This window comes from Caldanaerobacter subterraneus (genome assembly GCF_004345675.1).
GTDB classification, from domain to species: domain Bacteria; phylum Bacillota; class Thermoanaerobacteria; order Thermoanaerobacterales; family Thermoanaerobacteraceae; genus Thermoanaerobacter; species Thermoanaerobacter subterraneus.
In genome coordinates, this window is sequence record NZ_SLWU01000007.1 from 35,480 (window position 1) to 60,459 (window position 24,980).

Below are 24,980 nucleotides of genomic sequence, written 5' to 3' on the forward strand. Positions count from 1 at the left end.
TTTTACATTACTTCTACCAAGTTTTCAAACTCGCTTTTCTCTTTGAAATTTTCTTCAGGCAAAACCTTAAAAACAGCCTCCAGTACAGCTACTTTTTCTAATTGCTCTTTTAACCCTTCCACTGTCCCGTTTACTTTCACTATAGCGGTAAAACTATTCCCACCAAATGATGACTTTTCAATAGATACCCAGTTTCTTTTTATAAGCTTTAAAACCTCTTTTAAGCCATATACATTGTCTTTTTTGAGCTTCAGCCTTATATAAAAGGTATCAGTAAAACTTTCTTCTCTAAAATTGACTCCTGTGACTTCAGATTTACTGCCCAGTTTATAATTGATAAGTATATCTATCAGATCAGCAACTATTGCATCTCCAGTGGGAAGTTCCCCTGCCCCTCTTCCTATAAAGACATATTCCCCGAAGCTACTTCCCCTCAGTATTATTGCGTTATTGACCCCTTTCACTTTTGAAAGCAAACTATTTTCCGGAATTAAAGTAGGCTCCACTCCTGCCGAAATATAATTTTTAAATTTCTTTGCCCATGCAAAAAGTTTAAACTCATACCCCAATTCTTTTGCTCTTTCTACGTCTTCCTCTTTGATTTCCTCTATCCCCTTCCGAGGTATAATTTCTACCGGGACACTTACGCCAAAGACTCTTTTTACAAGTATGCCAAGCTTAAAAGTTGCGTCAAAGCCTTTCACATCGTAATCAGGGTTAGCCTCAGCATAGCCCAATTCCTGGGCTTCATTAAGAGCTTCTTTATAGCTTTTGCCTTCTCCCATCTTTGTGAGAATGTAATTAGTAGTCCCGTTTACAATGCCACCAATGAAATCCATCTCATCTGTAATTTTTAGCCTGTCTATCTGATGAAGTATAGGTATGGCTCCACCTACACTGGCTTCGCACCTTAAGTACACCCCTTTTTCTGCTGCAATGCTCCCAAGCTCTTCTCCGTACTTTGCGATAAGCTCTTTATTTGCCGTAATCACATGCTTGCCAGAGAGAAGTGCCTTTTTGACATACTCATAAGCAGGAGAAATTCCGCCTATAGCCTCTATCACCACCTTTATCTCTTCATCCTCCAAAATCTCCCGAGGATCATTAGTCAAAAGCCCTGCTGCATCGACTTTTCTCTTTTTGTGCAAATCCTTCACAAGCACTTTCTTTATCTCCGGATAAAATCCCGTACTCTCCTTGATATATCTCCCTCTATAATTAACTATTTTAAATACTCCTGTCCCAACAGTTCCAAGTCCCATCAACCCAATCTTTACCCTCATTTTGCACCTCCAGAAAAATTTTTAGGCCCTCTTCAATGAGAAGAGGGCCTAGTAATCACAATTACTCGGCCTCTCCTCTCATCTCTCAGGCTGGGTAACCCCAACCTGCAGGAATTGGCACCAAGCACTTACGTGCCGGTTGCCGGGTTTCATCGGGCCAGTCCCTCCACCACTCTTGATAAGAGGATTGAGCCATTTTATTAAATTTTGCGCGTTGTAATCTATGTTATCACTTTGAAACTCTAAAGTCAAGAACTTTTTTTGTACTCTTTCTTAAATTTTTTCAAGGATACGAAAAAGATTTCCAAGCATAAGCTTCTGCTTTACTGTATTATTAAATTTTTAAATTGCAAAACAACATAATATACTAGCAAAAGAAATTGTATTCACCCAGTATAAAAGCTCACTTTTCATTTTAACAATATATAAATCAATTACAGGCTTAAAGCCCGTTCCAAGTAGCTCTAATGCAAAAATAAAGACAAATACTTTAAAAGCCCTAATGAATACTTCCTTTATATTCTCATCTGCCTCAACATCCTTGGTAAGCTCACCCATCCCACTTTCTCTTTTTGCAAAAAATGTTCCTATCAATCCTAGAGCTAAAATTGCAATTATTATATCCAGCACCTATTAATCGTGCAAGATAAAAAAGTCAGCATGCAATTTAGATACAACAATAGTAGCCAATGGTTCTCCTACAGGCGTTAAAGCAGCACCAAAACCTATGGAGAAACAAGCAATGACAAATTAAATTTATTTTATTTTTTCTAGAAAGAGGCAAATAGTTTACCACCTCAACCAAAACCAAAGATGCAATTATTGCTGTGATAATACCTGACATAAGCCCAAGAACAACAATTATAATAAAAGCAAAAAGTCTCAAAGATATTTCATCAGTAATCTTTTCCACGCAGTTAAGTCTATATAATTGTGTAAAAAGGGGTTGAGCCATTACCCACCCTCTATCCCGAAAATAGAACACTGCCGAAAAAGACAAAAAAACAATAACTATATAAACCCTATAGCATTCCGCTTCAAAAAAATTACTCTATAGGTCTTACGAGGCATTGTGTTAAATTGTGTATACAAACCTTACACTGCATTCTCCACGGTGACTTTTAATCCTAATGCCTCTAATTTCTTGATGGATTGTCTCACAATTGCTTCTTTCTTGCGTTCTTCGTAATAGTTTACTCCTAACTCATTATATCTCTCTTTTCGCTTTAATAAATAATACACAATCGTAAGAATACTGTGAGCTACAGCAACTGCAGCGCGATTGGCTCCTCGCCGGGCAGCTATACGGTGATACTGCGCTGATAAATATGTATCTTTCGTGTGAGCAGCAGCTCTTGCAGCTTCTACTAACACAGACCGTAGTTTTTCGTTCCCTTTTCGTGTTCTACCCGATTTTCTTTTCCCTGCACTTTCATTGTTACCTGGAGCTACTCCTGCCCAAGAGCAAAGATGAGCAGCTGAAGGAAATTGGTCCATGTTTGTACCAATTTCAGCTATTATGTGTTCAGCTGTGCGTCTGCCCACTCCTGGAATAGTGTCTAAACGCTCCAGGTCCTCCTCAAAAGGGAGCATTCGCCTCTTTATCTCTTCATCCAATAAGGCTATTTGTTCATCGAGAAAATCTATATGTGCCAGCTGTGTCTTTAACATTAATCTTTGATGTGGCCCTATTAAACCATTTAAAGCTTTCTTTAGTTCTTCTTTCTTATTCTTTAATCGTTTCTGAGCCAATTCGGATAAAATGGCAGGATCTTCTTCTCCATTAATTATAGCTTCAATCATCGCACATGATGATTCCCCCAGTATATCTGTAGTTACAGAAGCAAGTTTAATATTTGCTCCCTCTAATACTTTTTGCATCCGGTTTATTTCTCTGGCACGTTCTTCTATTAAGCTCCGTCGATATCTTATTAATTCCCGCAATTCCCGCTGCTCTCTTGAAGGAATATAACTGCCCTGCAGTAAACCATGCTGCAATAATCCTGCAATCCACTCCCCATCCTTTACATCCGTTTTTCTGCCCGGTACATTCTTAATATGATTAGCATTTACTACCATTGGATTGAGCCCCTCAATCTCAAGAATGTTGTAAATGGGCTTCCAGTAAGAACCTGTACTTTCCATCGCTACATGTGTACAACTTTTACTTTTAATCCAGTCCACCATAGCTAGCATATCTTCAGTCATTGTGGAAAATGTACGTATTTCTTTTTCTTCTGGTGTAATTACACAAGCTACTACAGTCTTTTTATGAATGTCTAAGCCACAACAGCGTGGATATATAACTTCCATTTGTATCATTGTCCAGCGGCTTTTAGATTTGAAGGGCTGGTGCAACAACCTCTATCGATTATTCTATCCCGCGTGCTTCCATATTGGAGCAACAGTCTGTGGTGCACCCGGTCGTTGTGGTTCAGTCTAACCATCGAGCTCGAAACATCAAAATAAAAACGACCTGCCTTCACCAGCCGCTAAAAAAATTATACTAGATTTTATGAGTATTTTCATCCTCTGCTGGTGATGCTTATTGCATCATGAATGTCTAACCAGAGGAATTCTACACAAAAATTTGGACTTGACCTTTCCACGCCAATTCTTAATTTTTCCTTAAATAATGTAAAAATCAATCTTGCAGTTGAAACTGCTAAGGTTATTGATGAAACTTATATTAAAATCAAAGGTAAGTGGCATTATCTTTTTGCGGTTTGTGATTGCTTAAGGAGCTTTATTCTCTTAAAATATCTTTTTAAAAATGAAATGGAATCTGTCAGCATCTTTGTAAAACGGTATTTTAATGCTGCTGTAAGATTTGTTCAAGTTGTTCAATGGTGGGTATACCCTCAAAGACTTTCTTACCATCCAGTATCCAGGCAATTTTACCACCTTTTATATTGTATTTAAGGAGATAAAGAAAAAAGAAAAAATTCCTCGAATCTACAACCTCAACCTCGATTTCTGGGTGGTTTTTATAAAGATATTTCAATACTACTGATAAATTTACAGGGTCATCCGCCGATGGGTGGACGCTAAAGTCTTTTACTTCTCTTAGGTCTACAACACAACATCCTGTAGTATTGCTAAAAAATTCAGCAAAGACCAAGAGGCGCCGTTTAGCGCCTCTTTTTTTAACATCATTCATATACTTACGCCTTCTCCTCCTCTTTGTTTTTCTTAATTAATGCTAGGTAAGCTTCCACAACCAGCCAAACAGCCAACACAATAAGTATTATAGAAACAATTCCTAATGGAAGTGTAGGGCCACTAAGATTAGCCTTGATTAGCAGTATCAATGCTGCCAAAGTTGTCACAATCATAAACACCATGGGCAAGCCAGTAAACCAAGCCGGTTTCTTCAATCCCTTCATTATGTAGGCTGTTATGCCTAATAATGCTAGACCTGCTGTTAATTGATTAGCTGAACCAAATACCGGCCAAATGAGCTTCCAAACTGGAGTTTCACCACTTTTCATAAATACTAATACCAAAGCTGCCAAAACCGTAATGAGTGTTGCAGTATACTTATTAAGTTTACCTGAGGTTAACTCTTGAAGCTGATACCTGCCTAAACGCGTCGCAGTATCCAGTGAGGTAAGTATAAATGTGTTAATAGCAAACATTCCAAAGGATATACCAACTTTTTCTGGCAAACCAAATAAACTCCAAAACTTAGCAAAACCGACACCGTAAGTGTACTGTGGATTAGGTGGCAAACCTTCAGCAGGAGACAAAATTTTACCAGCCATTATTACAGTAATCAAAGCTATAACAGCAACTACTCCTTCTAATAACATACCTCCATAACCAATAAGCTTAGCATCTTTTTCATTTTTCAGCTGTTTTGCCGTTGTTCCACTGCCCACCAAAGAGTGAAATCCACTAATCGCGCCACATGCAATGGTGATAAACAGGATGGGCCACAGGTAGTTACTACCACCTGCATACCAACCTTTAAAAGCCTCTAAGTTTACAGGATACTTGCTACCGCCAAATAAGATACCTATCGTGCTGATAAGCACACTGAAATACAAAAACCAGGAAGAAAGATAATCTCTAGGTTGGAGTAATAACCAAACAGGAAGCACAGAAGCAAACGAAATATAGACAATTAATATCCAACGCCATGTATTAACATCCAGCTTGAACACAGATTGCACCCACGGTGAATAGTTGCCCCAGAAAATTGCGCCTATCAGAAATGGAAGCATAATAACAGTGCCCCAGCCCAAGGATAAATTGTACTTATATACCAGCAAGCCGAAAATGACAGCCATTACTATATACAGAACTGCACTGAAAGCAACAGCAGGGTCCCCAGCAAAAGAAGTAACTGCCAGTTCCAAAAAAGCTGCCACCACCAGCACTAATGCAAACCAAGCAAATGCATTGAATAATACTTTGGCCCGTTTACCTATGTAGCGGTTTACCAGTTCTCCTACACTAAGACCTTTGTGCCGTATGGAACCTACAATAGCACCCATGTCATGAACACCGCCAAAAAAGATAGAACCAATCACAATCCATAAATAAGCAGGAAGCCAACCAAACATGGAACCAGCTGCAATAGGTCCAACTATGGGGCCTGCACCTGCAATACTGGAAAAATGGTGCCCTAAAAGAATCATTGGATGAGTTGGTACATAATCGATGCCATCGTACAATTCGTAAGCGGGAGTTTTGTTGTTATTATCCAAGTTATACAGTTTTTCTTGCCATCTCCCATACAACCAATAAGCTAGGACAAACAATAATACCGCCACTACAAATAACGTTAAAATCACTTTAAAACCCTCCTCACTATTATATATTTCTAAAGCCCTTAGGGCTTTAGTGCTTGTTTAACCTCTCTCCTCATATCGTCAAATAACCTTTCTGTACCCTCCAAAAAACCAATGTACGCCCATCCCCTCAACCCAAACCAAAAAGACTTCCTACTCATTTTCCCTTGACCAGGTAACAAAAATCTCTGCATCATTACGTCGGGAATAGGCTTAATTAGCGGCACAAGCTCATCCACCGTTAAATCTACTACAATAAAATCCAGCAACTTATAATCAGCAATTTTTCCTAGTATTCCACTCTTTTCCATGATAAAAACTCTTCTGTATAAACGGTGTCCCCTAAACTCATGGGGTTCATAATAAAACTCTCTCAGTTTATTTTCATCTAAAATCAATTTGTATTGCATTTCGTCCTCCTCTCACTTCCTTTCTTGCTTGCTATAGTTCTATTATAGTAGTTTTAACGTATACATGATTTATCTAACAAAAAATCATTTTCCCATTTTTCACATACTACCACGATTTTCTTGGTAAATTCTTCTATTACAATTATATATTCTGTGTCATTTTTCAAATTAATTCAGCCTAAAACATATAAAATTTTTCAGATTAAATAATCTTGTGATAAAATTAATGCTAAAGGAAGATGAAGAAGTAGTTTACCAGGCACAAAATGAAATCAGTTTATGAGAGGAGTAACTTTCGCTACTCTGAATTTCTATTATATCTCAATTAACCTAAATTGTCAATAACCTGTTTTGGCGGTATGCTCTTGGAAAGTGAAAAATTTTTTAAAAAAACTGTTTTAATTTGATAAGTAAATGTTTCCTCGGTCTTATAAAAGACTATTGTAATTTGAAAATGTTCGAAGTTTTAGCACAAAAATAGATTAATTCTATTTTCATTAATGGTTGTGTTTTATTAAGCATGGAGGCTTACTCCTGAAGAAGCCTTGGAAATTGTAAAAAAAAGCAAAGAGGAAAACTGAAAATATTCTTGGGATACGCTCCTGGCGTTGGAAAAACTTATGCTATGTTAAACGAAGGAAATAGGCGTCTCAAAAGGGGACAGGATGTCGTAATAGGCTATGTAGAAACCCATGGAAGAAAGGACACAGAAGCTCAAATAGGAAATTTAGAAATAATACCTCGGAAAAAAATTGAATATCACGGTATGATATTGGAAGAAATGGACGTAGATGCTATAATAGCACGAAAACCCGAAGTAGTTCTAATTGACGAGCTAGCCCATACCAACGCTCCTGGTTCAAAACACAAAAAGAGGTATGAGGATGTCCAAGAAATTCTGGAACACGGAATAAACGTGCTCACTACCCTAAATATACAGCATATAGAAAGCTTAAACGATATAATTCAGCAGATCACAGGGATAGCAGTAAGAGAAACAGTACCTGACAGCATAATAGATAACGCAGATGAAATTGTAGCAGTAGATTTAACTCCAGATGCTCTGATAAACAGACTAAAAAGAGGGGATGTATACCCCTTAAGTAAACTGGATGAATGTCTTTCTAATTTTTTCAGAAAAGGCAATTTAAGTGCTTTAAGAGAATTAATGTTAAGACTCACCGCTGAAGAAGTAGACCTGGAGTTAGAAGAATACATGAAAGAGCACGGAATAGAGGATACATGGGAAACAAATGAGAAAATAATGGTATGCATAACGCCAAATCCTCTATCTAAAAAACTCATACGAAGAGGTGCAAGAAGGGCGAGAAGATTTAAGTGTGACTGGGTTGTCGTATACGTGGACTGCACTCATTTTTTGGCACCAAAACTTACTGAAAAAGACAAAGAAGTTTTAGAAAGTCATTTTATGCTCGCAAAGCAATTAGGTGCAGAAGTTTATACCTTAAGAGGAAAGAGCGTCTCCGATGAACTTTTGAAGTTTGCTAAAAAAATGCACATAACCCAAATAATAATCGGACACTCTCAGAGGTCATGGCTTCAGACCTTGTTTAGAGGCTCTACTGTAATAAAATTGATTAAAAAAGCTAAAAATATCGAGATACACGTAATTCCTTACACAAAATAAAAGCTCAAGGGGTAATGAAAAATGCAGAACAAATTTGGATTTTCCCTTTCAATTTTTCTGTTCACATTAATTCTCACCATGACAATGGTTCTATTTTTCCATAAACCACCTTATATTCCTCTTTTTATAAGCTATATGTTTACATTTTTTGCTTTATTAAAATACTTCTCCGCCAAGGAACTACTAAACATGTCCCTAAAAGGTGTAAAAAGAGGGATAAACGTGATGATAATACTGCTTCTTATAGGAGCACTAGTCGCACTCTGGAAGCAAAATGGAACACTTCCAGCCCTTATATACTACTTTTCCCGCTTTTTAAAGCCACATGGATTCCTTTTGACCTCTTTTGTCATCACCTCAACAATATCCATGATTCTGGGAACCGCTGTGGGAACAGCCAGCACCATTGGAATAGTAATAATTGGACTTGCTCATGCCTTTGGATACCCTCTCCCTGTAGTGGCTGGTGCTGTAATTTCGGGTTCTTTCATAGGAGACAGAACATCCCCTTTGGCAGGAAATGTAGCTCTTCTTTCCGATATGGGAGAAATACAGCAGTACAATGTATTAAAATCCCTGTTTAAAACGGCAATTCCTGTATTTACAATTACAGCTTTTTTGTACTACCTCTTTGACTATCATTTAAATTTTTCTGCCAAATATGACATTAGCAATCTCTTCACAATAATAGTACAGAGCTATCGATTAAGTGCAATATTATTCATCGCACCGCTCACAATAATAATATTGGCCCTTTTTAGAATCCCCACAAAGACAAACCTTGCAATTGCTGTATCAATTTCCTTCTTAAGTTCAATAATTTTGGGGTACTCCCCTCTTGACTCATTAAAAGTAATTCTTACAGGAAATACCTTTTATTCTCCTGAATTTAAGTCCATTTTTAGCGGTGGCGGAATGGTTTCAATCCTCCCAATGATAGGAGTAGTAACCTTCGCTACTGCTTTGGCAGGAATATTAGAAGATACAGGAATAATAAAAAGCGTATTTCAAAGCATAGATAAAATTAAAAATTTCAAACTTGCCTATTTAGTCACTATGCTTTTAAGTACTCTCATGGCAGTAATAACCTGCAACCAAGCTTTATCCGTAATTTTGCCCTCGCGAATAATGATAAACGTATATGAAAGATTAGAAATTGCAAGAGAAGAAATGGTAAGAGCCATAGCAGATTCTGGAATGATACTGGCAGGAATAATACCCTGGAATTTGGCAGCCATGCTACCTGCTGCAGTATTAGGAGTAAAAGTAACTGAATATTTGCCCTATGCATACCTAAACCTTTTATTTCCCCTCTTATCAATAGCTTTTGTTTTTGCAAAAGACGCAAATGAGTTGATAAAATTTTATCAAAAATTTGTTGAAAAGGGCAGAAATTTATTGCAAAATTAAATATGTGAAGTTTAAAAACAGGGGGGAATAAAAGGCTATGGTAGATGTAATAGAACTAGCTGCTCATTTAATGGCTTTATCAGCTCGAACAGCTCCTAAAGCCACAGGAAAAGATTTTATCAAAACAAAAGTTGTAACAGGAGACGATTTGATTCGACTTGCAGAAGACATGATAAAATACGGTGAAGAGACAGGTAAAAGAAATTTTGACAGGGACGGAAATAACGTAGCAAAATCCGGCGCTGTCCTGCTCATATCTTTAAGCAACGCACAAAAGGTAGGTTTAAACTGTGGAGCCTGCGGATACGATTTTTGCAACGACATGCCAGATTTTAGAAAAGGCGCGGAATTTGACGGTCCCATATGCGCCTGGAGGTTAATCGACCTTGGAATAGCAATAGGTTCTGCTGTAAAAACTGCAAGCATTTTAAATGTGGACAACAGAATCATGTACAGAATTGGGGTGAGCGCCAAAAGGCTTAAAATGATTGAAGGCGAAATTGTAGTGGGAATACCTCTTTCTGCTACAGGCAAAAACATATATTTCGACAGATAAAAATTCCCCTCTCGAAAAGGGGAATTTTTTCTCACATATTTTTGAACCCTTCACCCAACACCTCATGGGCAGTAGAGAGTATTACAAAAGCAGAGGGGTCAATGCTTTTTACCAAATTTCTCAGTGTAGTAACCTCTCTCCGGGTAACTACACAAAGCAGCACATTTTTCTCTTGCTTGGAATATCCTCCTCTCCCTTTAAGCTCTGTAACACCTCTTTCCATCTCCTCAAGTATAGACTTTGTGATTTCCTCATACTTGTCAGAAATTATTATGGCTATTCTTTCGTCCCCACTGCCTTCCTGGATTAGGTCAATTACTTTGATAGTGATAAACTCTGTAGCAAGAGCATACAAAGCTAGCTCAGGGCTAAAAACTATCCCTGCCATGGTAATTATTATAAAGTCTATGATGAGTAAGATTCTTCCTACGCTCAAAAAATGAATGTACTTGTGTAAAGTCATTGCCGCCATGTCAGTGCCACCAGTAGTAGCGCCATATTTTATGACAATGCCAAGTCCAACCCCCATTATTATTCCGCCGTAAACTGCTGCCAGCATTGTATCATGGGTCAAAGGCTTCAAAAAAGCGAGAGCATCTATAGAAACCCCCAGCAAAATCGTAGAATAAAGGGTTTTCGCTCCAAACCCTGTCCCTAAAACTTTTGTAGCAATTAAAAAAAGGGGAATATTAATAGCCAAGGTCACAGCTCCTATGGGCCATCCAAACAAGTGCTGCAATACTACTGCAAGGCCACTAACTCCTCCAGGTGCAATCTTATTAGGCGCCAGAAATAAATCTAAAGAAAGGGCCACAAGAATTGTACCTACTGTCACCCAGAAAAAATCTATTATTACTTTTTTTGCAGTAATCTTCCTCATATTTTCCTGGTTACCCAAACTGTACAAAAATCTACAGTTTAGACAGCTGGGGTATTTATAGTCCGCCCTTCAGACTTTCCCAGCCCCAGCAGGCGGTTTTTGGGAAAGCCATAGCCCCTGCCCCAAGAAGCAGGAACTTGCGCCCTTAAGGGTCTCTCCACTTACCCTGAATTAGTAATTCTTTCAGGGTAGAGAAGTCTCTTTTTACCTTCTCAGGAGAGAGTGGTGTTACCACCGCTACCTTGAGAACTTGCCAGAAATCATTGGCACTAAAACTTGTTCCATACAGAGGTCTTAGCACCTTTCCTGACTCACTCTCAAGGCTTTGTAAAAATTTTATTGCTCTGTTTATCTCTTTTAAGTGCCTTTTCTTCAAATACTTGTTTTTGACAGTATTTTTTACATGCTTTTTTAATTCTTCTAATTCTTCTACAGTCAATGTGTTGAGAAAGTTTATATAGTTATTCGGTATTTTTTCTTCTTTGCCCAACCCTCTTCTTGCTATTACATAGGCTGCTGATATATCTTTTGTTATCATGTACTGCGGAGAATATTTTAACATGCCTATTATTGATGTGTAAGAAGGGTCTACTTCTATTACTTCTATCCCTTCTCTTTTTGCCAGAGTTTTTATTTTTGAAAGAAGGGATTTATAGCTAAAGCTGTGCCTTATCCTTCTTGATTTCCTCCCTGAAAAGTCTCCTCTTTTGCCTTTTTCTTTTATGTCTAATTCTTCAATCACTATTGCCTTTCTTTTCTCTTTTGCTATTTTTACTATCTCATGAGCATACTGCCATCTGAAGTATTCTCTTTTGTCTTTACTGCCACTTGATAGTTCTGGCATTGGTATATTCCCATAGCTTATTAAATTACCTTTTTCATCTACTTCTGCCCATGATATGTTGTCTGGATATGCATTTACATCTATTCCTATGACTCCTTTGTCAGTTGTTATTTTTATTTTCGGATATTCTTCTTCTATAGCAAAATAGGCGTATATATTGCCATTTTTAAGTTTTAATTCTACAGAGTAGGGTATATTTGATTCCGCAATTTTCTGAAGGAGTTCTTCTCTGTTTTTATTCTTTTTCCATCCCGCTTCTATTTTTGCATATACATATTTTCTTTCTCCCACGTTTATCCTTAAGAAAGTGCCATTTTCTTTTACTTTTATCCTTGTGTTGAGATTTCCTTTTTTGCTCTTATCCCCTCTTGAATATAGATTTCCTTTTCTTTTTTCTTGCCACTTTGTTTTTAATTTTTGATATTCCTTCCCATTTATATGGCGATTTTGAAGTTTTTTAAATAAGTCTCTTCCTCCAAAAATGACTTTCTTTGGATTATTCCCTAATTCCTTGGAGGATTCTAATACGCTTCCTGCTTTCATTATTGCGTCATCTACATATCTTGAGTTTAACTCAAAAGGTTCCTGAAGGTCTCTTTTTAGCGTTTTTCTGTCATGGCCTTCTAGAAGCCTTTTATATGCATATCTCATGCAGGAAGACCATCTTCTCATTAAGTCTAATACTGTTTGCTTGTCCTTTTGATTTAGAAAAATGAGTTTAGCCTGTATCACTATCATGTTTTTTATCGCCCCTTTGTCCGTAAATTCTTGCTGCGAAAGATGTTACTATTGCTATTAAGATATTTAAAGTATTTAAAGCCAAATCTCACTAGCCTATCAGGATATTCTATTACAACTTTTTCAACTTCTCCTCTTTTTATCTTGTTCAAAAACTTTAATAACCCCCTTCTATTTTCATTTACTCCACTTGCTATTTCGGATATAACTTCATACTGCCATCCTTTTGAATTGGCATATTCTTCTAGCCTTCTAATCTGATTCTTAAGATATTCTTCCTGTTTATTTGTAGATACTCTTGCATACAAAACTACTTTTGGTTTTGGTTTTTCTTCTAGTATACCTAATAACTTCATTATATCCTCTTTCTTGTACCTTCTTCTCCCTTTTGGTGTTCTTACTGGAGTTATTAATCCTTCTTTTTCCCAATTTATTAATCTAATTCTACTTATATCGTATAACTCTTTAACTTTTTTTATAGTTAGTAACTTTTATTATCATCTAATTAAAATTGTTTTACTATTAATTTCAACTGTTTTGAACCTCCTTTGCTTAAAAATCTCCTTTTAATCTAGCTAAAAGCACTTTAAAAGCAAATTTGGGAAGTGCTGACATCCTTTTATAGCGCCAGGGCTCTTGTATCAGACGGTATAGCCACTCAAGTCCAAGCTTTCTATAAATTTCTGGTGCTCTTTTTGCTTTGCCTGCAATAACATCAAAGCTTCCTCCAACCCCCATGGCTATCTTCACTTTAAGCTTCTCCTTATTTTTATATATCCACTTCTCCTGCTTAGGAGCTCCTAATGCCACAAAAAGCACCTGTGCAGCCCTTTTATTTATGTCTTCAATGATGTTTTCTTCTTCTTTTTCATTAAAATAACCGTGATGAAATCCAACTATTTTAAGAGAAGGGTAAAGATTTTTTAAATTACTTTGTGCTTTTTCAACAACTTCCGGTTTTGCTCCTAAAAGATATATCGAAACATCTTTATGAGATGCCCATTTTACAAATTCCATCATCAGGTCAAAACCAGCAACCCTCTCTTTTAAAGGCTTATTGAAGACCTTTGAAGCAAACACTACTCCACTGCCATCTGGCACATTAAGGTTAGTCTCATTCAAGATTTTTTTATACTCTTCGTCCTTCTGAGCCATCATTATGATCTCTGCATTAGGAGTTGCCACTATGTGAATCCTATCCTCTTTAAGATAACCTTTTAAAATTTCAACTGCTTCGTTCATTGTAACCCTATGTATTGGTACTCCAAATATATACAACTTATCCATATTATTACACCTTCACTTAAACAGTATTTCAAAATTCATTTCTGCTTTTTTCTTTAATTCCTCCAGATAATCAGCCATCTTTTTCACGTAATCTTCTCTGTTTTTCAAAATGTCCCCCACTCTTTCTAAAATAGACTCTGCTGTAAATGAATTTACATCCCCTACGCTCTTTTCTCCTATAGAATGAAGAAAACCGTCTATTTTTGGGTCATAAGATATTCCTACAAAAGGAACTAGCGATATAAAAGCGAAAATCAGAGAATGAAGCCTTATGCCGATTAAAAACTCGCTCCTTTTTATAATAGCCAGAATTTCTTCTACATCATACTTTTCTGTTAAAATATCAGAAGGCATTTTCATGTAAGTGGCAATCCTGTCGCTTTCTTCTATATCTTCATGATAAAAAGGCAAAAAAACGATTCTGTATCCGTATTCCTCCGATATGAAATCTGCCGCCCTCGCCAGTTCTACTCTTGAAAGCTCGAAATTCCCCCATTCCCTTGGGCATATCAAAAGGTATTCTTGAGAAAGAAGGTCTATTCCCTCTTTTTCAAGAATTTTTTCAAACACCCTGTCGTCAACTTCTTCAAGAGGAAAATTTATCGCAAAATCAGCTGCAATTTCAACTTCCCTTTTAATCCCTAATTCCTTCAGCAAAAACTCATAAGAGAGCTGATCTCTCACTGTTATCCCATCTACTTTATTCAAAACAATACTAGCAAGCCATCTATCAAATTTTTTCTCTACAGGACCTATTCCCTGCCCTACTACATACACTTTCTTCCTTAAAAGTTTGCCCAATATCATTATCCCAAGATAATACCACAGACTTCTGCTACTAGTTTTATCCTGGATAAGACTTCCACCACCGCTTAACACTACGTCTGCTCTTTTTATTGCCCGGAAAATCTCTTTAAGAGAATTTCTGTTCGCAGCTTTGACTTTGTACTTCCTGCTGGTTTCGATAGGTTTATTAGACAGAACTGTTATATCCTCTACCCCTCTTTGCTTTAACCCATACACAATGCATTTCAAAACTGCTTCGTCACCTATGTTGTCAAACCCGTAATACCCTGATATAACAGCTTTCATATCAATACTCCTTTTTTGTATTTTTTAAAATCTTGCTTAACAGCCAGATGCCAATCAATCCAATTAAAGCCCCCAGAACCCATGCAAACAAAGTCCTCTTTATAGCGATGATAAGCACACTTTCCACATGACTGAAGGTATTGGTTATGGACAAAATACCAATAGAGCCCAAAAGTCCTGCTACAAAAGCCCAGCCATTGAATTTTTTCAAAGCAGTGTAAAGGCCAATTAAAAGCGCAGGGTCTCCGATTAAAAATTCTTTTGTGCGAGGCCTAGCAATTAGAGTATGTTCAAGAAAGTCTCTGAATTTAAGCTCAAGTTCAGTAGGTTTTATTATTGGCTCATTGCCAGTTCTAGATATGTAGAGAATTCCTGCTACCGCAGCTATCACAAAAGCCATCACATGCCATACTTTCAAGTCCAAATCTAAAAACTCCTTAATTTTGCTCCAGAAAGCCTTAAAATTGTGAGTCTCATACACTCTCCATATGTAGTAAAAAACATAGAATATAAGCGGTAGTATAAATGAAAATTTCACACCTCTAAAATAGTCAATTTTTAACATGTACTTGCTGTCTGCCATTATAGCTCCTATGGACAAAGCTCCAGCAAAGGATATCGCAAGGGAAATAAAAAATATCTTTAAAGCATGCCAAACAAAATTATTTTCTCCTTTCCCTTTTAAAAACTCATCCAACCTGTTTACATAATAAGCTATCCCTAAAGAGGGAAATACTATAGAATAAGCCAAAGCAACTGTTTTTACACCCAAATCGTTGAATCTGCTCATCAAAATCCCTGAAACGCCAATTACACCTATTATCCCTAAGATCGCTAATACCCTTCTACTCACACCAAATAATTCTAGAATTAAAAGCCCAGCTGCAACAACTCCCAAGCTGATAAGAACTTCCATGAATTTCCCTTGATGCACTTCAGGAAGTGGCTTGGCAATGCCAACTTTCAAACCTGCTCTTTTTATGTAGTCAGTAGCATCCTTAATCATCGCTATATTCTCTTTAATATTGTATTGATGGCTTTTAGAATCATCTATCTTAGCTCTCACATATATAATTCTCACATTCCTCTCTATGATACCTCTAAACCATTTACTTACAATTTCTTCCCAATCGTATTTTTGAGTCTCCTTTTCTGAAAGGCCGTATACCTTTATACCCCTATAACCGGTAAATTTTGCAAATTTACTCATACCTTCCTGCAGCTTTTTGCCCATGGGAACATCAATAATCCCCACATTTATCCCGTTTTCCTTGAACAGTGAAGCTGCATACGAAATTTTCTCTGGATTTCCAAGCACATCTGTCCCGTTGAAAATAACCGTTCTAACTCCGTATTTTTTTAAAATACTTACATATTCTGTTATATCCCTATCCTTTATTCCCGTGAAATTTTCAACGCGAGGTATTAAGTCAAAACCAAGGGATTTTATGTAAAAAAGCTCATTTTCATCAAATCCCAAACCCTTTGTCACAAATACCTCTTTAGGCTTGTTTATTATAAAAGCAAAATCATTCCCTTTTGAAAGGATTATTAAGTCTTTCGGTGACACTCTTTTAGTTAAAGCTTCTTTTAAAAACTTAAAAGTATTTGCATTTTTTGTACTCACTACAATGTAATTGCTATACTTTTCTATATCTTTAGTTGAAAGTCCCTTGAGGTAGTCCTCTAAAGCCAAATTTCCCAGATTGCCAGAAAGAAGATATAGATTTTCAACATCTTTTAAGAGGCTTACAGATATTTTCCCTGCCTGCTGGAGGCTCTCCAGAGTCACTTCATTCACAGCGACTCCATCCATACCTGCTTCCTTCATTTTAGTCAATATAGACTTTAAATCTTCTCCCGTAAAAGAAGCAAAATCTTTAAGGCTTTTCAAATCCCCCACAAATTCTACGGTATCGTATTCATTTTCAGCCTTCATTCTTCCAAAATCTACTATTAAAGATACAATTAAAGAAAAAATTATTGTGAAAATAAGCATCCTTTTAAGATTCAAGTTTCCACTCCCCTTTTCTCTTAACGGAAAGGATAAATACATGACCATTCATATTATATCACAACAACAAAAAAAGAGGAACTTGAATGGAGCAAGTTCCCCTAAAAATCAATCAATCCCAAGCTTATTTGTAAAGCCTCATTGACCTTTTCCATCATTTCCTGATCAAGATGTCCTATTTTCTCCCTCAAACGCTTTTTATCAATAGTCCTTATCTGTTCCAAAAGAATCACAGAATCTTTCTGAAGGCCATATTCAGCCCCATTTATCTCTACATGGGTGGGCAGCTTTGCTTTATTGATCTGTGATGTTATTGCCGCTACGATCACAGTGGGACTATACTTATTCCCTATATCATTTTGAATTATAAGTACAGGCCGAATTCCACCCTGTTCAGAGCCTATCACAGGGCTTAAATCGGCATAAAATAAGTCTCCTCTTTTCACTACCATAATCAATCACACTTTTTCAGTTTCATTTCATAACCTGCAAAACATTCATTTTCTGCGGTTAGGCCCATTTCCGCAAGTTCAGAATTTATAGCTGCCATCTCCATATAACCCTTTTTCATGCTTTCTCGTATCTGCGCTTTTTTCCTCTCACGTATATACAATTTCATCGCTTCCCTTATAAACTCACTGCGATTTCTGTTTTCCATAGCGGCAAGAACATCAACTTCTTCCAGCAGGCTTTGAGGCAAACTGACGAGAATCCGCTTTGTTTCGCCCACTTTCAGGACCTCCTTACGCACCTATATAATTCATTATATACCACCATATATATGATGTCAACGATTTGTAAATTTTATACTATAAAAGTTAAATTTTTAAATAATTTTTTACATCGAAAACTTCTCCTCTGTAAATATATATTCTAGGTACCCTTCTAGATATTCCACAATATACTTCGTGAGGAATAGTGCGAAGTTTTTTAGCTATATCATCTGCCGTTATCCTCTTTCCTTCCTGCTCTCCAAATATGACCACCTCGTCTCCTACCTCTACTCCCTCTACTTCTGTCACATCTATCATGGTCTGGTCCATGCATACTCTACCTACTATCGGCACATATTTACCTCTAACCAGCACTTCATGGTTATTTGAAAGAAGTCTGTTGAGTCCATCCGCATATCCTATCGGTAGAGTAGCTATTTTGCTAGGCCTTTTAGTTATAAAAGTTCTTCCATAGCTTATAGAAGTATTTTCCGGCACTTCTTTTATGTAGACTATTTTGGTCTTAAAGTTCATGGCAGGTCTTAAGTCTAAAATTTTATTAACATCATCAGAAGGGTAACTGCCGTAAAGAGTTATTCCGGGCCTTACCATGTCAAGATATGCATAATTTAAATCAGTTATAGCTCCGCTGTTAGCAATATGCTTCAAAGTGATATTTACTCCTCTTTTTTCTAAACGCTTTAGCATATCCGCAAATCTTTCAAACTGTTCCCTCGCATAGTCCTTATCTTTTTCGTCGGAAGTAGCAAAATGACTAAATATGCCTTCCAATTCAATCCCTTCAAGCTTTGACATCTCTTCAATTTCTCTTTCTGCTAAATCAAAATCAGTATACCCTATCCGTCCCATCCCTGTATCAATTTTTACATGAATTTTTGCTTTTTTTCCTTTCCTACTGGCTATTTCCCCTAACTCCTTTACATACTTTAAATCAAAGGCGGTAAAAGTCACATCTTTCTCCACAGCCTCTCCTGCCTGGCTTAAAGGGGTATAACCCAAAATTAGGACAGGGGCAGTAATCCCGTAGCTTCTCAATTCCAATGCCTCTTCTACTGTAGCAACAGCAAGATAATCAACACCATTTTCTACTAATGCTTTCGCAACGTGATACGCCCCATGGCCATACGCATTGGCCTTTACAACCCCCATCACTTTAACCCTATCTCCAACCACCCTCTTTATTTCCCTAAAATTATGGACTATACTGTCCAAATTTACCTCTACCCTTGTGGGCCTTATCTCATCAAACATCAAAAATCCCCCTCTTGTTCATCTCATCGACTCTTTAATCGTTCCTTCAGAAAACAGGTCATCCTGAAGCTTAAGATTATACTGAAAATCCTTATAGGTAATTTTAGCAAAAAGCTCATTGTTTATATCAAAAATACGCAGCTCCACAGGTATTAAATCTTTTTTTGAAAAAATCATCTCCTCTTTGTACATAACGACATTTCTTTCTGGTATAGGAACTGTAACTAAGTAAGAGTTGTCTAAAACCTTTTTCTCTATCTCCCCTCCCGCTTCAAAATAATTTTTTGCAAAAGACGAAATCATTGAAAAAAGAGGAATTTCTTTTTCATTTTCTGCTACAAAAATCTGGTCCACTTTTCTAAAATATACGTAGCTTCTTTTGCCATCGTACACCACAATCTTGTCCGGCTGTTCTTCTTTTTCAAAAACTTCTAGCCGAAATTTCCCTTTGCTGTAAAATTGAAATACAGTAAAACTGGTATCAAATTTGTTGTAATATAACTCTACTGTAGCCTCTGCAGTATAGCTCTCCATTTTTGAAAGTTTACTCTTTATGCTCTCAAAAGGGTCTCTTATCTTCTTTTCTTCTCTTGAACAGGAGGCAAGTAAAAATAACATAAGCAAAATTAGCACAAATGCCCTTTTTTTCAATACCTATCACCCTTTTAAACCTTCACTTAACGCCTCAGGAATACTCTCTAGTATATCCACTGCTGTCATCCCATATTCGCCTTTTGACTTTTTCGCTACATCCCCTGCTTTCCCATGATAAAATACCCCATAAACTGCTGCTTTTTCCTCTTCAAAGCCCTGCCCCAAAAGAGAAACAATCATGCCTGTCAGCACATCTCCACTTCCTCCTGTTGCCATTCCAGCATTTCCAGTGCTATTTATATATATGCTCCCATCCCGAGTAGCTATTACAGTTCTAGCACCCTTTAGCACGAGTGTAACCTCATATCTCCTCACAAAAGACCTTGCCACTTCAAATATGTTGTTTTTTATATCTTCAATTTTAAGACCAGTAAGTCTTGCCATCTCTCCGTAATGAGGTGTCAGGATCACTCTCTTGCCTTTTACCACCTCCAATCGCCCTACCAGCGCATTTAAAGCATCAGCATCCAGCACCAATGGCTTTTCCGTATTTCTTATAACATCTTCTATAAGCTTAGAAACCTCTCCCTCATGAGTCAATCCTGGGCCAATAGCTACAGCATCGCTCTGTTCTATAAGTTCAAGTATCTGAGATAAAGACTTATAAGAAATAACTCCTCCCTCTTCATTAAGACCATAAATTATAGCTTCATATAGGGCACTTTGAATAACAGGTTGGATGCTTAAAGGCACAGTTAATCGCACAAGGCCACTGCCTGTCTTAACAGCGCTTTTAGCTGCCATAAAAGCTGCCCCGGTCATACTTCTCGACCCAGCAACTATAAGGACTTTTCCGTAATCTCCCTTGTGCGTATCCGGGTTTCTGCTCTTTAGAGCCACATCCTGGGGAACAACATAGTGATACGATGGTCTGACCTCTGCAGCAAGACGAGAAGGAATCCCTATATCGGCAATTTTTACCTCTCCAGCATATTCAATTCCAGGATATATTAAAAGGCCAGGCTTTAAAAAGTGCATGGTGATAGTAATACGAGCCTTTACAGCAGCTCCCTCTACTCTCCCAGTATCAGCATTAAGCCCTGAAGGGATATCTACTGCTACCACAAACTTCTCTGACTGGTTTATAAGCTCTATTACTTCTTTTGCAAGCCCAGTGACTTCTCCTCTTAACCCTGTACCATAGATAGCATCCACAACTAAATCAGAATCTTTGAGGGTCTTTTCTAAAAACTTCAAATGCTCTTTTTGCGTCACTTCAGCTACATAGATTCCCAGATTCCGTATAGCTTCAAGGTTAACTCTCGCATCTCCGGAAATTGAACCAATGCTTCCTATCACAAATACTTTTACGTCTATCCCCCAATTATAAAGATTCCTAGCTACTACATAGCCATCTCCACCATTATTCCCTCTCCCTGCGATCACAACTGCACTGCTTAATCCATTTTCCTCCATCACCCGTTTCACTTCACAGGCCACTTCTTTTCCAGCATTTTCCATCAAGCATATAGAAGGAATCCCCATCTTTTCTATAGCTATCCTGTCAACTTCCCTCATCTGTTGCGATGTTAACACTATCAACTGTTTTCACCTCCTACTGCAATAGCAACGCTCACCGCATAATCAGAGGTATGAGAAATGGACAATTTTATCTCTTTTATCCCTTTTTCTGCTGCTATAGCCTTAGCCTTTCCTTTTAGTACGACTTCGGGCTTACCGTACTCATTGTGTATTATCTCTATGTCCTGCCAACTAAATCCTCTTATCCCCGTCCCCAAAACTTTTGAAACGCTCTCTTTTGCTGAAAAAAATCCTGCTAAGTGGGGCCATGGGTTTTTCTTTTTCCTTAAAAGCTCCCTTTCCTTTTCCGTAAAAATTCTTTCAAGAAAATGCGGCCTTTTCTCCAATATTTTTTTTATCCTTTCTACTTCCATTATGTCTGTTCCAACAAAAATTTCCATCTCATCCCTCCAACAGTAAATCTCCAATAATATTATTCTCCTTTATTTCGCAAATTCCTTCAAAAAAAAAGAAGGCGTAACACCTTTTTTTAAATCGCCACCTTGTGCAATTTTACCTGTATGTCGTAATCTCTAATCAAGTCCTCCCACATATCGTCCAAAATCTCCGGCAGGTGAATTGGAGAAACCTGCATCTCTTTAAACAACTGAGCCAGCTTGTCCACTTTTTCAAAGTAAGGACTTACATTGGCTACTTTTTCCTCTACCACTTCCACCCTTTTTTCTCCTTCAAAAACCTCCTCTAGAACTTCAATGCCGTAAGACGGCAATTTCACTTGTTCTTTTCCGTTAAAAACCTCTACTTCAGACACAATCACTGAATAACGTGTAAAAATAGTCCTGTCCTCAGCCTCCCTTGTCGATATGTACCCGTTCACTTTCCTGTAATACATTTTACTACCCCCTCCGCCTTATTTTTTAGGATTAATTCTTAACTCACAATCCATATTATTATATTCTATTTTTTTCTAAAAAATCCTTTATTTTTTCGAAAATTTTTTATCGACAGAATATATCTCTTTTTTACGCCAATAGCCAATTGTCAGACTGTCTTTTGCTTTTATACCTCTTTTTATAAAGTCGAATATTGGAAAAAATCTTATTTACATCCAAATATGTAATCAAAAATGTCGAAAAAATTTTTTAGAGTTTTAATATCTTTTTTATCTTTTCTTTGTACTTCTTGCCTGACCTTGCTCCTCTTAAGATCATGCTAAGATACGGCTCACTCGTCCCTATAAGCTGTGAAAGTTCCTTTTGCGTCATGTTAAGCTCTGCTAATCTATCATTTACTAGCTTTCCAAACTCGGTAAGCTTTCTCTTTTTCACTTTTTCACCCCCTTGAAAGAACAGTGTAAAAGTCAAAATATTTGTGATAAAATTAATTATGATTAAGAATTAACACTACATTAAATATATATCTGAATTGCGAAATTGTCAATACTAATATCGTAATTCAGATACAAAGGAGGATTTGGGATGAATTCTGTAGGAGAAAGAATACGATACGCCCGAAAGAAAAACAACTTGACAATACCTGCTCTTAGCAAATTGACAGGATTATCCCCAGGAAATTTAAGCGACCTTGAAAACAATAAGTCAATGCCTTCCTCAAACGCTTTAATCAAACTAAAAAACGCATTAAACGTCTCTATTGACTGGCTTTTGACCGGTGAAATGCCTTCAGAAGTAAAGGAAGAAGAAGAGAAATATTCTGTAGACAAAAGTGAAGATCTTCTCCTAAAAGCTATAAAAGAACTCCCCGAAGAAAGGAAAAGGGACATAGAAGGATACGTAAAGGTGTGTCTTAACACAACTGACCTAGAAAAATACTTTGAAGAAAAAAATTAGATTAATTATTAATCATTTCTTTTCAAAAAAAGTGGCATTTTGTGTCCTTTATCACTCTGAGCTACTTACACAAAATGCCACTTATATTTTACACTTTTATGGTATCCATTTCTATATCTTCTATATACGCATCCGTGCTCTGCTCAATATAATCTATTACCTCTTGCACTATCTTATTAGTCAGCAAAGCATCACTTCCGCATACAGAAAAACCTATTACAATTGACTTATGGGCGTCTTGATTTTCCACTTCTGAAATAGACACATTGTAGTGACTTTTCACTTTTCCTATAATGCTCTTTGTAATCATCCTTTTTTCCTTTAAAGAATGCACCCAGTTAGCTCTTAAGTAAAGCTTGCAATATGACACAACCATCACTACCATCCCCTTAAGTAGGTATACAGCAATGCCAGTACTTCCCTTAAAAAACCATAAACCTCATCTCCAACATACTCTTTTACAAAAACTCCCGAAAAACTCGCATCTATTCCAATCCTCTTTGCTATTACGCTCGCTCTCTTTAAATGGAATTTATTTGAAACGATTATTGCAGTTTTTAATGAATTTTTCTCCATAATTTCCTTGGAAAAAAGTAAATTCTCATAAGTAGAAAAAGATTTATTGTCAAGCAAAATATTTTTAGAAGCAACTCCCTTTTCAAGAAGATACCTCTTTCCAGCTTCCGCTTCTGAAATGCTCTCTCCTGGTCCTTTTCCTCCAGAAATTATTATATAATGGCCATACCCTTCTTTATATAGCTTTAAAGCCTCTTCAAGTCTCTCCTTAAAAAATGGACTCGGCGTATCCCCATACACTGCACACCCCAAAACTATTATCGCATCAGACTTTTTCGGTTTTTCTGTAAACCCAAAGGAAACTATCTGGTATGCCAATATTGCAATAATGCTAACCAATGCAAAAATTAAAACAACAACCAATTTTAGAAATCGACTCATTTAAAATACCTCCAAGACTTTGCACAACAATGAAAATCTAATACAATTATACACTATAAAAATTAATTTCCAAGGATTTATTTTTGATAGAATAAATTCGTGAACTTTTTTCTTTTTTTAGCGTTTAATTTAAGGAAAGGTGGGCAGGTGATGGAAGAGAAAGAATTGATATATAAAGCCAAAAATGGCAATAAACACGCTCTAAATGAACTCCTCTTACAAAACTATAATACTTTACTGAGATATTGCATTAAAATGACAGGCAATCCTACACTTGCCCAAGATATTGCACAGGATACAATGCTTAAAGCTATTTTAAATATTAAAAAATTTGCCCCTGAAGCTAAATTCTCTACATGGCTTTTAAAAATTGCCACTAATACATTTAAAGATTATTTAAGAAAACATAAAAATGTTGAACTTGTTGAAGAAATGTCTACAAATAACACGGAAAACATAGAAGAAACCGCTATTTCAAACCTTCAATATAAGGAACTAATGAACATTTTAATGAAACTTCCTTATGAGAAAAGAGCAACTTTTATTTTAAAACACTATTATGGTTACAAATACGAAGAAATTGCACAAATACTAGATTGTCCTGTAGGAACGGTGCGTTCGCGTTTACACAATGCTATAAAAGAAATAATGAAGGAAATGGAAAGAAGGGATTTGCTGTGAAAAAAAAGTGTAAAGAAATACAAAACAAAATAATCGATATGCATTACGGTGAAATTGACGAAAATATAGAAATTATTTCACATATTGAAAATTGCAATGATTGCAATAGATTCAAAGAAAAATTAGAGCTGGCATTAGATTATATGAAAATTTTAGATACACAAGTTGACACCTCAGCCTTAGAAATAGACATTACAAAAATTATAGAAAAAGCTTATCAAATAGAAAATAAAAGAAAAGAAAAATTCGAACTCCTTATTTTCATTGCCGCATCAATAGTCTTTTTAATATCATCAATCTTGTTTATAACAAACTTGGATATACGGATATACTTTTATCTACAAATATTCCTGTACCTTAATTTACCATTAATCTTAATACCTTTTTACAAATTAAAAACTCCAAGGAGATGA

Annotated in this window: 28 protein-coding genes, 2 pseudogenes and 1 riboswitch; of the genes and pseudogenes, 7 read left to right on the plus strand and 23 right to left on the minus strand. The window is 36.7% G+C overall.

The features are described 5' to 3' along the window. Positions 1-2 precede the first annotated feature (2 nt). From EV203_RS04400 to EV203_RS04410, 4 genes and pseudogenes are all read right to left on the minus strand, one after another. Entirely contained in the window at positions 3-1,283 is a 1,281-nt protein-coding gene (locus EV203_RS04400) for a homoserine dehydrogenase (RefSeq protein ID WP_009610393.1), read from the minus strand. A 75-nt stretch (positions 1,284-1,358) separates the two neighbouring features. Next, positions 1,359-1,468, minus strand: a riboswitch (SAM riboswitch). 157 nt (positions 1,469-1,625) lie between these two features. Beyond that, a pseudogene (locus EV203_RS14040) lies at positions 1,626-1,973 on the minus strand (DUF1646 family protein). Next, complete coding sequence (locus EV203_RS14280) at positions 1,951-2,238, minus strand: DUF1646 family protein (RefSeq protein WP_424945274.1); 288 nt, start codon at positions 2,236-2,238, stop codon at positions 1,951-1,953. The pseudogene EV203_RS14040 and the gene EV203_RS14280 overlap by 23 nt, the downstream one beginning before the upstream one ends. 140 nt (positions 2,239-2,378) lie before the next feature. After that, a complete protein-coding gene (locus tag EV203_RS04410) occupies positions 2,379-3,596 on the minus strand; it encodes an IS110 family RNA-guided transposase (protein WP_132039330.1) in 1,218 nt (405 codons plus the stop codon). Positions 3,597-3,842: 246 nt separating this feature from the next. On the opposite strand from EV203_RS04410, the gene EV203_RS14285 reads away from it, so the two are divergent. Next, a complete protein-coding gene (locus EV203_RS14285; protein ID WP_132039331.1) occupies positions 3,843-4,205 on the plus strand; it encodes a DDE-type integrase/transposase/recombinase in 363 nt (120 codons plus the stop codon). On the opposite strand, the gene EV203_RS04420 is transcribed toward EV203_RS14285, so the two are convergent. Genes EV203_RS04420 through EV203_RS04430 form a run of 3 tightly spaced genes read right to left on the minus strand, consistent with a single transcriptional unit; the run spans position 4,096 to position 6,489 of the window. Beyond that, complete coding sequence (locus EV203_RS04420) at positions 4,096-4,443, minus strand: hypothetical protein (RefSeq protein WP_132039333.1); 348 nt, start codon at positions 4,441-4,443, stop codon at positions 4,096-4,098. The genes EV203_RS14285 and EV203_RS04420 overlap by 110 nt on opposite strands. Positions 4,444-4,447: 4 nt before the next feature. After that, entirely contained in the window at positions 4,448-6,082 is a 1,635-nt protein-coding gene (locus EV203_RS04425) for a carbon starvation CstA family protein (RefSeq protein WP_132039335.1), read from the minus strand. Positions 6,083-6,120: 38 nt separating this feature from the next. Continuing rightward, the gene (locus EV203_RS04430) at positions 6,121-6,489 is read right to left on the minus strand and encodes a hypothetical protein (protein WP_132039337.1); all 369 of its coding nucleotides are present in this window, start codon (positions 6,487-6,489) and stop codon (positions 6,121-6,123) included. A gap of 589 nt (positions 6,490-7,078) precedes the next feature. On the opposite strand from EV203_RS04430, the gene EV203_RS04435 reads away from it, so the two are divergent. From EV203_RS04435 to EV203_RS04445, 3 genes are read left to right on the plus strand one after another with little or no spacing between them, the layout of a single operon-like run. Next, a complete protein-coding gene (locus EV203_RS04435) occupies positions 7,079-8,137 on the plus strand; it encodes a universal stress protein (RefSeq protein ID WP_243700577.1) in 1,059 nt (352 codons plus the stop codon). Positions 8,138-8,158: 21 nt separating this feature from the next. Further along, a complete protein-coding gene (locus tag EV203_RS04440) occupies positions 8,159-9,547 on the plus strand; it encodes a Na+/H+ antiporter NhaC family protein (protein ID WP_132039339.1) in 1,389 nt (462 codons plus the stop codon). Between the two features lie 37 nt (positions 9,548-9,584). After that, positions 9,585-10,103, plus strand: a complete 519-nt coding sequence (locus EV203_RS04445; RefSeq protein ID WP_009610651.1) for a ferredoxin domain-containing protein — start codon at positions 9,585-9,587, stop codon at positions 10,101-10,103. Positions 10,104-10,134: 31 nt separating this feature from the next. Here EV203_RS04445 and EV203_RS04450 read toward each other — a convergent pair whose 3' ends face one another. The 14 genes and pseudogenes from EV203_RS04450 to EV203_RS04515 all read right to left on the minus strand — a co-directional run bounded on the left by EV203_RS04450 (position 10,135) and on the right by EV203_RS04515 (position 22,407). Continuing rightward, on the minus strand, positions 10,135-10,983 hold the full coding sequence (locus tag EV203_RS04450; RefSeq protein WP_009610656.1) for a YitT family protein: 849 nt from the start codon (positions 10,981-10,983) through the stop codon (positions 10,135-10,137). Between the two features lie 145 nt (positions 10,984-11,128). Then, on the minus strand, positions 11,129-12,565 hold the full coding sequence (locus EV203_RS04455; RefSeq protein WP_132039341.1) for an IS200/IS605 family accessory protein TnpB-related protein: 1,437 nt from the start codon (positions 12,563-12,565) through the stop codon (positions 11,129-11,131). Next, positions 12,546-13,044, minus strand: a pseudogene (locus EV203_RS04460) (IS607 family transposase). The gene EV203_RS04455 and the pseudogene EV203_RS04460 overlap by 20 nt, the downstream one beginning before the upstream one ends. Before the next feature lie 73 nt (positions 13,045-13,117). Beyond that, positions 13,118-13,852 carry a WecB/TagA/CpsF family glycosyltransferase gene (locus EV203_RS04465; protein WP_009610644.1) on the minus strand — a complete coding sequence of 245 codons (735 nt, stop codon included), beginning with the start codon at positions 13,850-13,852 and terminating at the stop codon, positions 13,118-13,120. Positions 13,853-13,864: 12 nt separating this feature from the next. Continuing rightward, positions 13,865-14,944: a polysaccharide pyruvyl transferase CsaB gene (gene csaB / locus EV203_RS04470; protein ID WP_009610643.1), complete on the minus strand. Its 1,080-nt coding sequence runs from the start codon at positions 14,942-14,944 to the stop codon at positions 13,865-13,867. A 1-nt stretch (position 14,945) separates the two neighbouring features. Beyond that, positions 14,946-16,958, minus strand: coding sequence for a DUF5693 family protein (locus tag EV203_RS04475; protein ID WP_132039343.1), 2,013 nt, complete (start codon positions 16,956-16,958; stop codon positions 14,946-14,948). Between the two features lie 101 nt (positions 16,959-17,059). Further along, positions 17,060-17,410: a type II toxin-antitoxin system PemK/MazF family toxin gene (locus EV203_RS04480; protein ID WP_031314082.1), complete on the minus strand. Its 351-nt coding sequence runs from the start codon at positions 17,408-17,410 to the stop codon at positions 17,060-17,062. Between the two features lie 2 nt (positions 17,411-17,412). After that, positions 17,413-17,688: a CopG family ribbon-helix-helix protein gene (locus tag EV203_RS04485; protein ID WP_011026253.1), complete on the minus strand. Its 276-nt coding sequence runs from the start codon at positions 17,686-17,688 to the stop codon at positions 17,413-17,415. Between the two features lie 88 nt (positions 17,689-17,776). Next, entirely contained in the window at positions 17,777-18,943 is a 1,167-nt protein-coding gene (gene alr, locus EV203_RS04490; RefSeq protein ID WP_009610648.1) for an alanine racemase, read from the minus strand. An 18-nt stretch (positions 18,944-18,961) separates the two neighbouring features. Further along, entirely contained in the window at positions 18,962-19,561 is a 600-nt protein-coding gene (locus tag EV203_RS04495) for a LolA family protein (RefSeq protein WP_243700578.1), read from the minus strand. Positions 19,562-19,600: 39 nt separating this feature from the next. After that, positions 19,601-21,139, minus strand: coding sequence for an NAD(P)H-hydrate dehydratase (locus tag EV203_RS04500; protein ID WP_132039345.1), 1,539 nt, complete (start codon positions 21,137-21,139; stop codon positions 19,601-19,603). Further along, positions 21,136-21,519: a holo-ACP synthase gene (gene acpS / locus EV203_RS04505; protein WP_043884095.1), complete on the minus strand. Its 384-nt coding sequence runs from the start codon at positions 21,517-21,519 to the stop codon at positions 21,136-21,138. Before acpS ends, EV203_RS04500 begins: the two co-directional genes overlap by 4 nt. 89 nt (positions 21,520-21,608) lie before the next feature. Then, positions 21,609-21,971: a DUF6514 family protein gene (locus EV203_RS04510; protein ID WP_011026258.1), complete on the minus strand. Its 363-nt coding sequence runs from the start codon at positions 21,969-21,971 to the stop codon at positions 21,609-21,611. A 250-nt stretch (positions 21,972-22,221) separates the two neighbouring features. Next, positions 22,222-22,407: a helix-turn-helix domain-containing protein gene (locus EV203_RS04515; RefSeq protein WP_011026259.1), complete on the minus strand. Its 186-nt coding sequence runs from the start codon at positions 22,405-22,407 to the stop codon at positions 22,222-22,224. A 150-nt stretch (positions 22,408-22,557) separates the two neighbouring features. Between EV203_RS04515 and EV203_RS04520 the strand changes: the two genes are divergently transcribed. Beyond that, positions 22,558-22,929 carry a helix-turn-helix domain-containing protein gene (locus EV203_RS04520; RefSeq protein WP_011026261.1) on the plus strand — a complete coding sequence of 124 codons (372 nt, stop codon included), beginning with the start codon at positions 22,558-22,560 and terminating at the stop codon, positions 22,927-22,929. 88 nt (positions 22,930-23,017) lie between these two features. Here the strand turns inward: EV203_RS04520 and EV203_RS04525 are convergent, their stop codons facing one another. Together EV203_RS04525 and EV203_RS04530 are read right to left on the minus strand one after the other, a co-directional pair. Next, complete coding sequence (locus EV203_RS04525; protein WP_011026262.1) at positions 23,018-23,305, minus strand: DUF503 domain-containing protein; 288 nt, start codon at positions 23,303-23,305, stop codon at positions 23,018-23,020. A gap of 2 nt (positions 23,306-23,307) precedes the next feature. Further along, on the minus strand, positions 23,308-23,886 hold the full coding sequence (locus EV203_RS04530) for a YdcF family protein (protein ID WP_132039347.1): 579 nt from the start codon (positions 23,884-23,886) through the stop codon (positions 23,308-23,310). A gap of 150 nt (positions 23,887-24,036) precedes the next feature. Here EV203_RS04530 and sigY point away from each other — a divergent pair, with 150 nt between their 5' ends. Both sigY and EV203_RS04540 read left to right on the plus strand, forming a co-directional pair. Further along, positions 24,037-24,567 (plus strand): RNA polymerase sigma factor SigY, encoded by a 531-nt coding sequence (gene sigY / locus EV203_RS04535; protein ID WP_132039349.1) that lies wholly within the window; start codon positions 24,037-24,039, stop codon positions 24,565-24,567. Beyond that, positions 24,564-24,980 carry a hypothetical protein gene (locus tag EV203_RS04540; protein WP_043884094.1) on the plus strand — a complete coding sequence of 139 codons (417 nt, stop codon included), beginning with the start codon at positions 24,564-24,566 and terminating at the stop codon, positions 24,978-24,980. The genes sigY and EV203_RS04540 overlap by 4 nt, the downstream gene beginning before the upstream one ends.

Excerpts from the sequence above, each read along its gene's own strand:
- EV203_RS04400 (WP_009610393.1), bottom strand. The coding sequence starts at position 1,283 with ATGAGGGTAAAGATTGGGTTGATGGGACTTGGAACTGTTGGGACAGGA.
- EV203_RS14280 (WP_424945274.1), bottom strand. The coding sequence starts at position 2,238 with ATGGCTCAACCCCTTTTTACACAATTATATAGACTTAACTGCGTGGAA.
- EV203_RS04410 (WP_132039330.1), bottom strand. The coding sequence starts at position 3,596 with ATGGAAGTTATATATCCACGCTGTTGTGGCTTAGACATTCATAAAAAG.
- EV203_RS14285 (WP_132039331.1), top strand. The coding sequence starts at position 3,843 with ATGTCTAACCAGAGGAATTCTACACAAAAATTTGGACTTGACCTTTCC.
- EV203_RS04420 (WP_132039333.1), bottom strand. The coding sequence starts at position 4,443 with ATGAATGATGTTAAAAAAAGAGGCGCTAAACGGCGCCTCTTGGTCTTT.
- EV203_RS04430 (WP_132039337.1), bottom strand. The coding sequence starts at position 6,489 with ATGCAATACAAATTGATTTTAGATGAAAATAAACTGAGAGAGTTTTAT.
- EV203_RS04440 (WP_132039339.1), top strand. The coding sequence starts at position 8,159 with ATGCAGAACAAATTTGGATTTTCCCTTTCAATTTTTCTGTTCACATTA.
- EV203_RS04445 (WP_009610651.1), top strand. The coding sequence starts at position 9,585 with ATGGTAGATGTAATAGAACTAGCTGCTCATTTAATGGCTTTATCAGCT.
- EV203_RS04450 (WP_009610656.1), bottom strand. The coding sequence starts at position 10,983 with ATGAGGAAGATTACTGCAAAAAAAGTAATAATAGATTTTTTCTGGGTG.
- EV203_RS04455 (WP_132039341.1), bottom strand. The coding sequence starts at position 12,565 with ATGATAGTGATACAGGCTAAACTCATTTTTCTAAATCAAAAGGACAAG.
- EV203_RS04465 (WP_009610644.1), bottom strand. The coding sequence starts at position 13,852 with ATGGATAAGTTGTATATATTTGGAGTACCAATACATAGGGTTACAATG.
- csaB (WP_009610643.1), bottom strand. The coding sequence starts at position 14,944 with ATGAAAGCTGTTATATCAGGGTATTACGGGTTTGACAACATAGGTGAC.
- EV203_RS04480 (WP_031314082.1), bottom strand. The coding sequence starts at position 17,410 with ATGGTAGTGAAAAGAGGAGACTTATTTTATGCCGATTTAAGCCCTGTG.
- alr (WP_009610648.1), bottom strand. The coding sequence starts at position 18,943 with ATGTTTGATGAGATAAGGCCCACAAGGGTAGAGGTAAATTTGGACAGT.
- EV203_RS04495 (WP_243700578.1), bottom strand. The coding sequence starts at position 19,561 with ATGTTATTTTTACTTGCCTCCTGTTCAAGAGAAGAAAAGAAGATAAGA.
- acpS (WP_043884095.1), bottom strand. The coding sequence starts at position 21,519 with ATGGAAATTTTTGTTGGAACAGACATAATGGAAGTAGAAAGGATAAAA.
- EV203_RS04510 (WP_011026258.1), bottom strand. The coding sequence starts at position 21,971 with ATGTATTACAGGAAAGTGAACGGGTACATATCGACAAGGGAGGCTGAG.
- EV203_RS04520 (WP_011026261.1), top strand. The coding sequence starts at position 22,558 with ATGAATTCTGTAGGAGAAAGAATACGATACGCCCGAAAGAAAAACAAC.
- EV203_RS04525 (WP_011026262.1), bottom strand. The coding sequence starts at position 23,305 with ATGGTTGTGTCATATTGCAAGCTTTACTTAAGAGCTAACTGGGTGCAT.
- EV203_RS04530 (WP_132039347.1), bottom strand. The coding sequence starts at position 23,886 with ATGAGTCGATTTCTAAAATTGGTTGTTGTTTTAATTTTTGCATTGGTT.
- sigY (WP_132039349.1), top strand. The coding sequence starts at position 24,037 with ATGGAAGAGAAAGAATTGATATATAAAGCCAAAAATGGCAATAAACAC.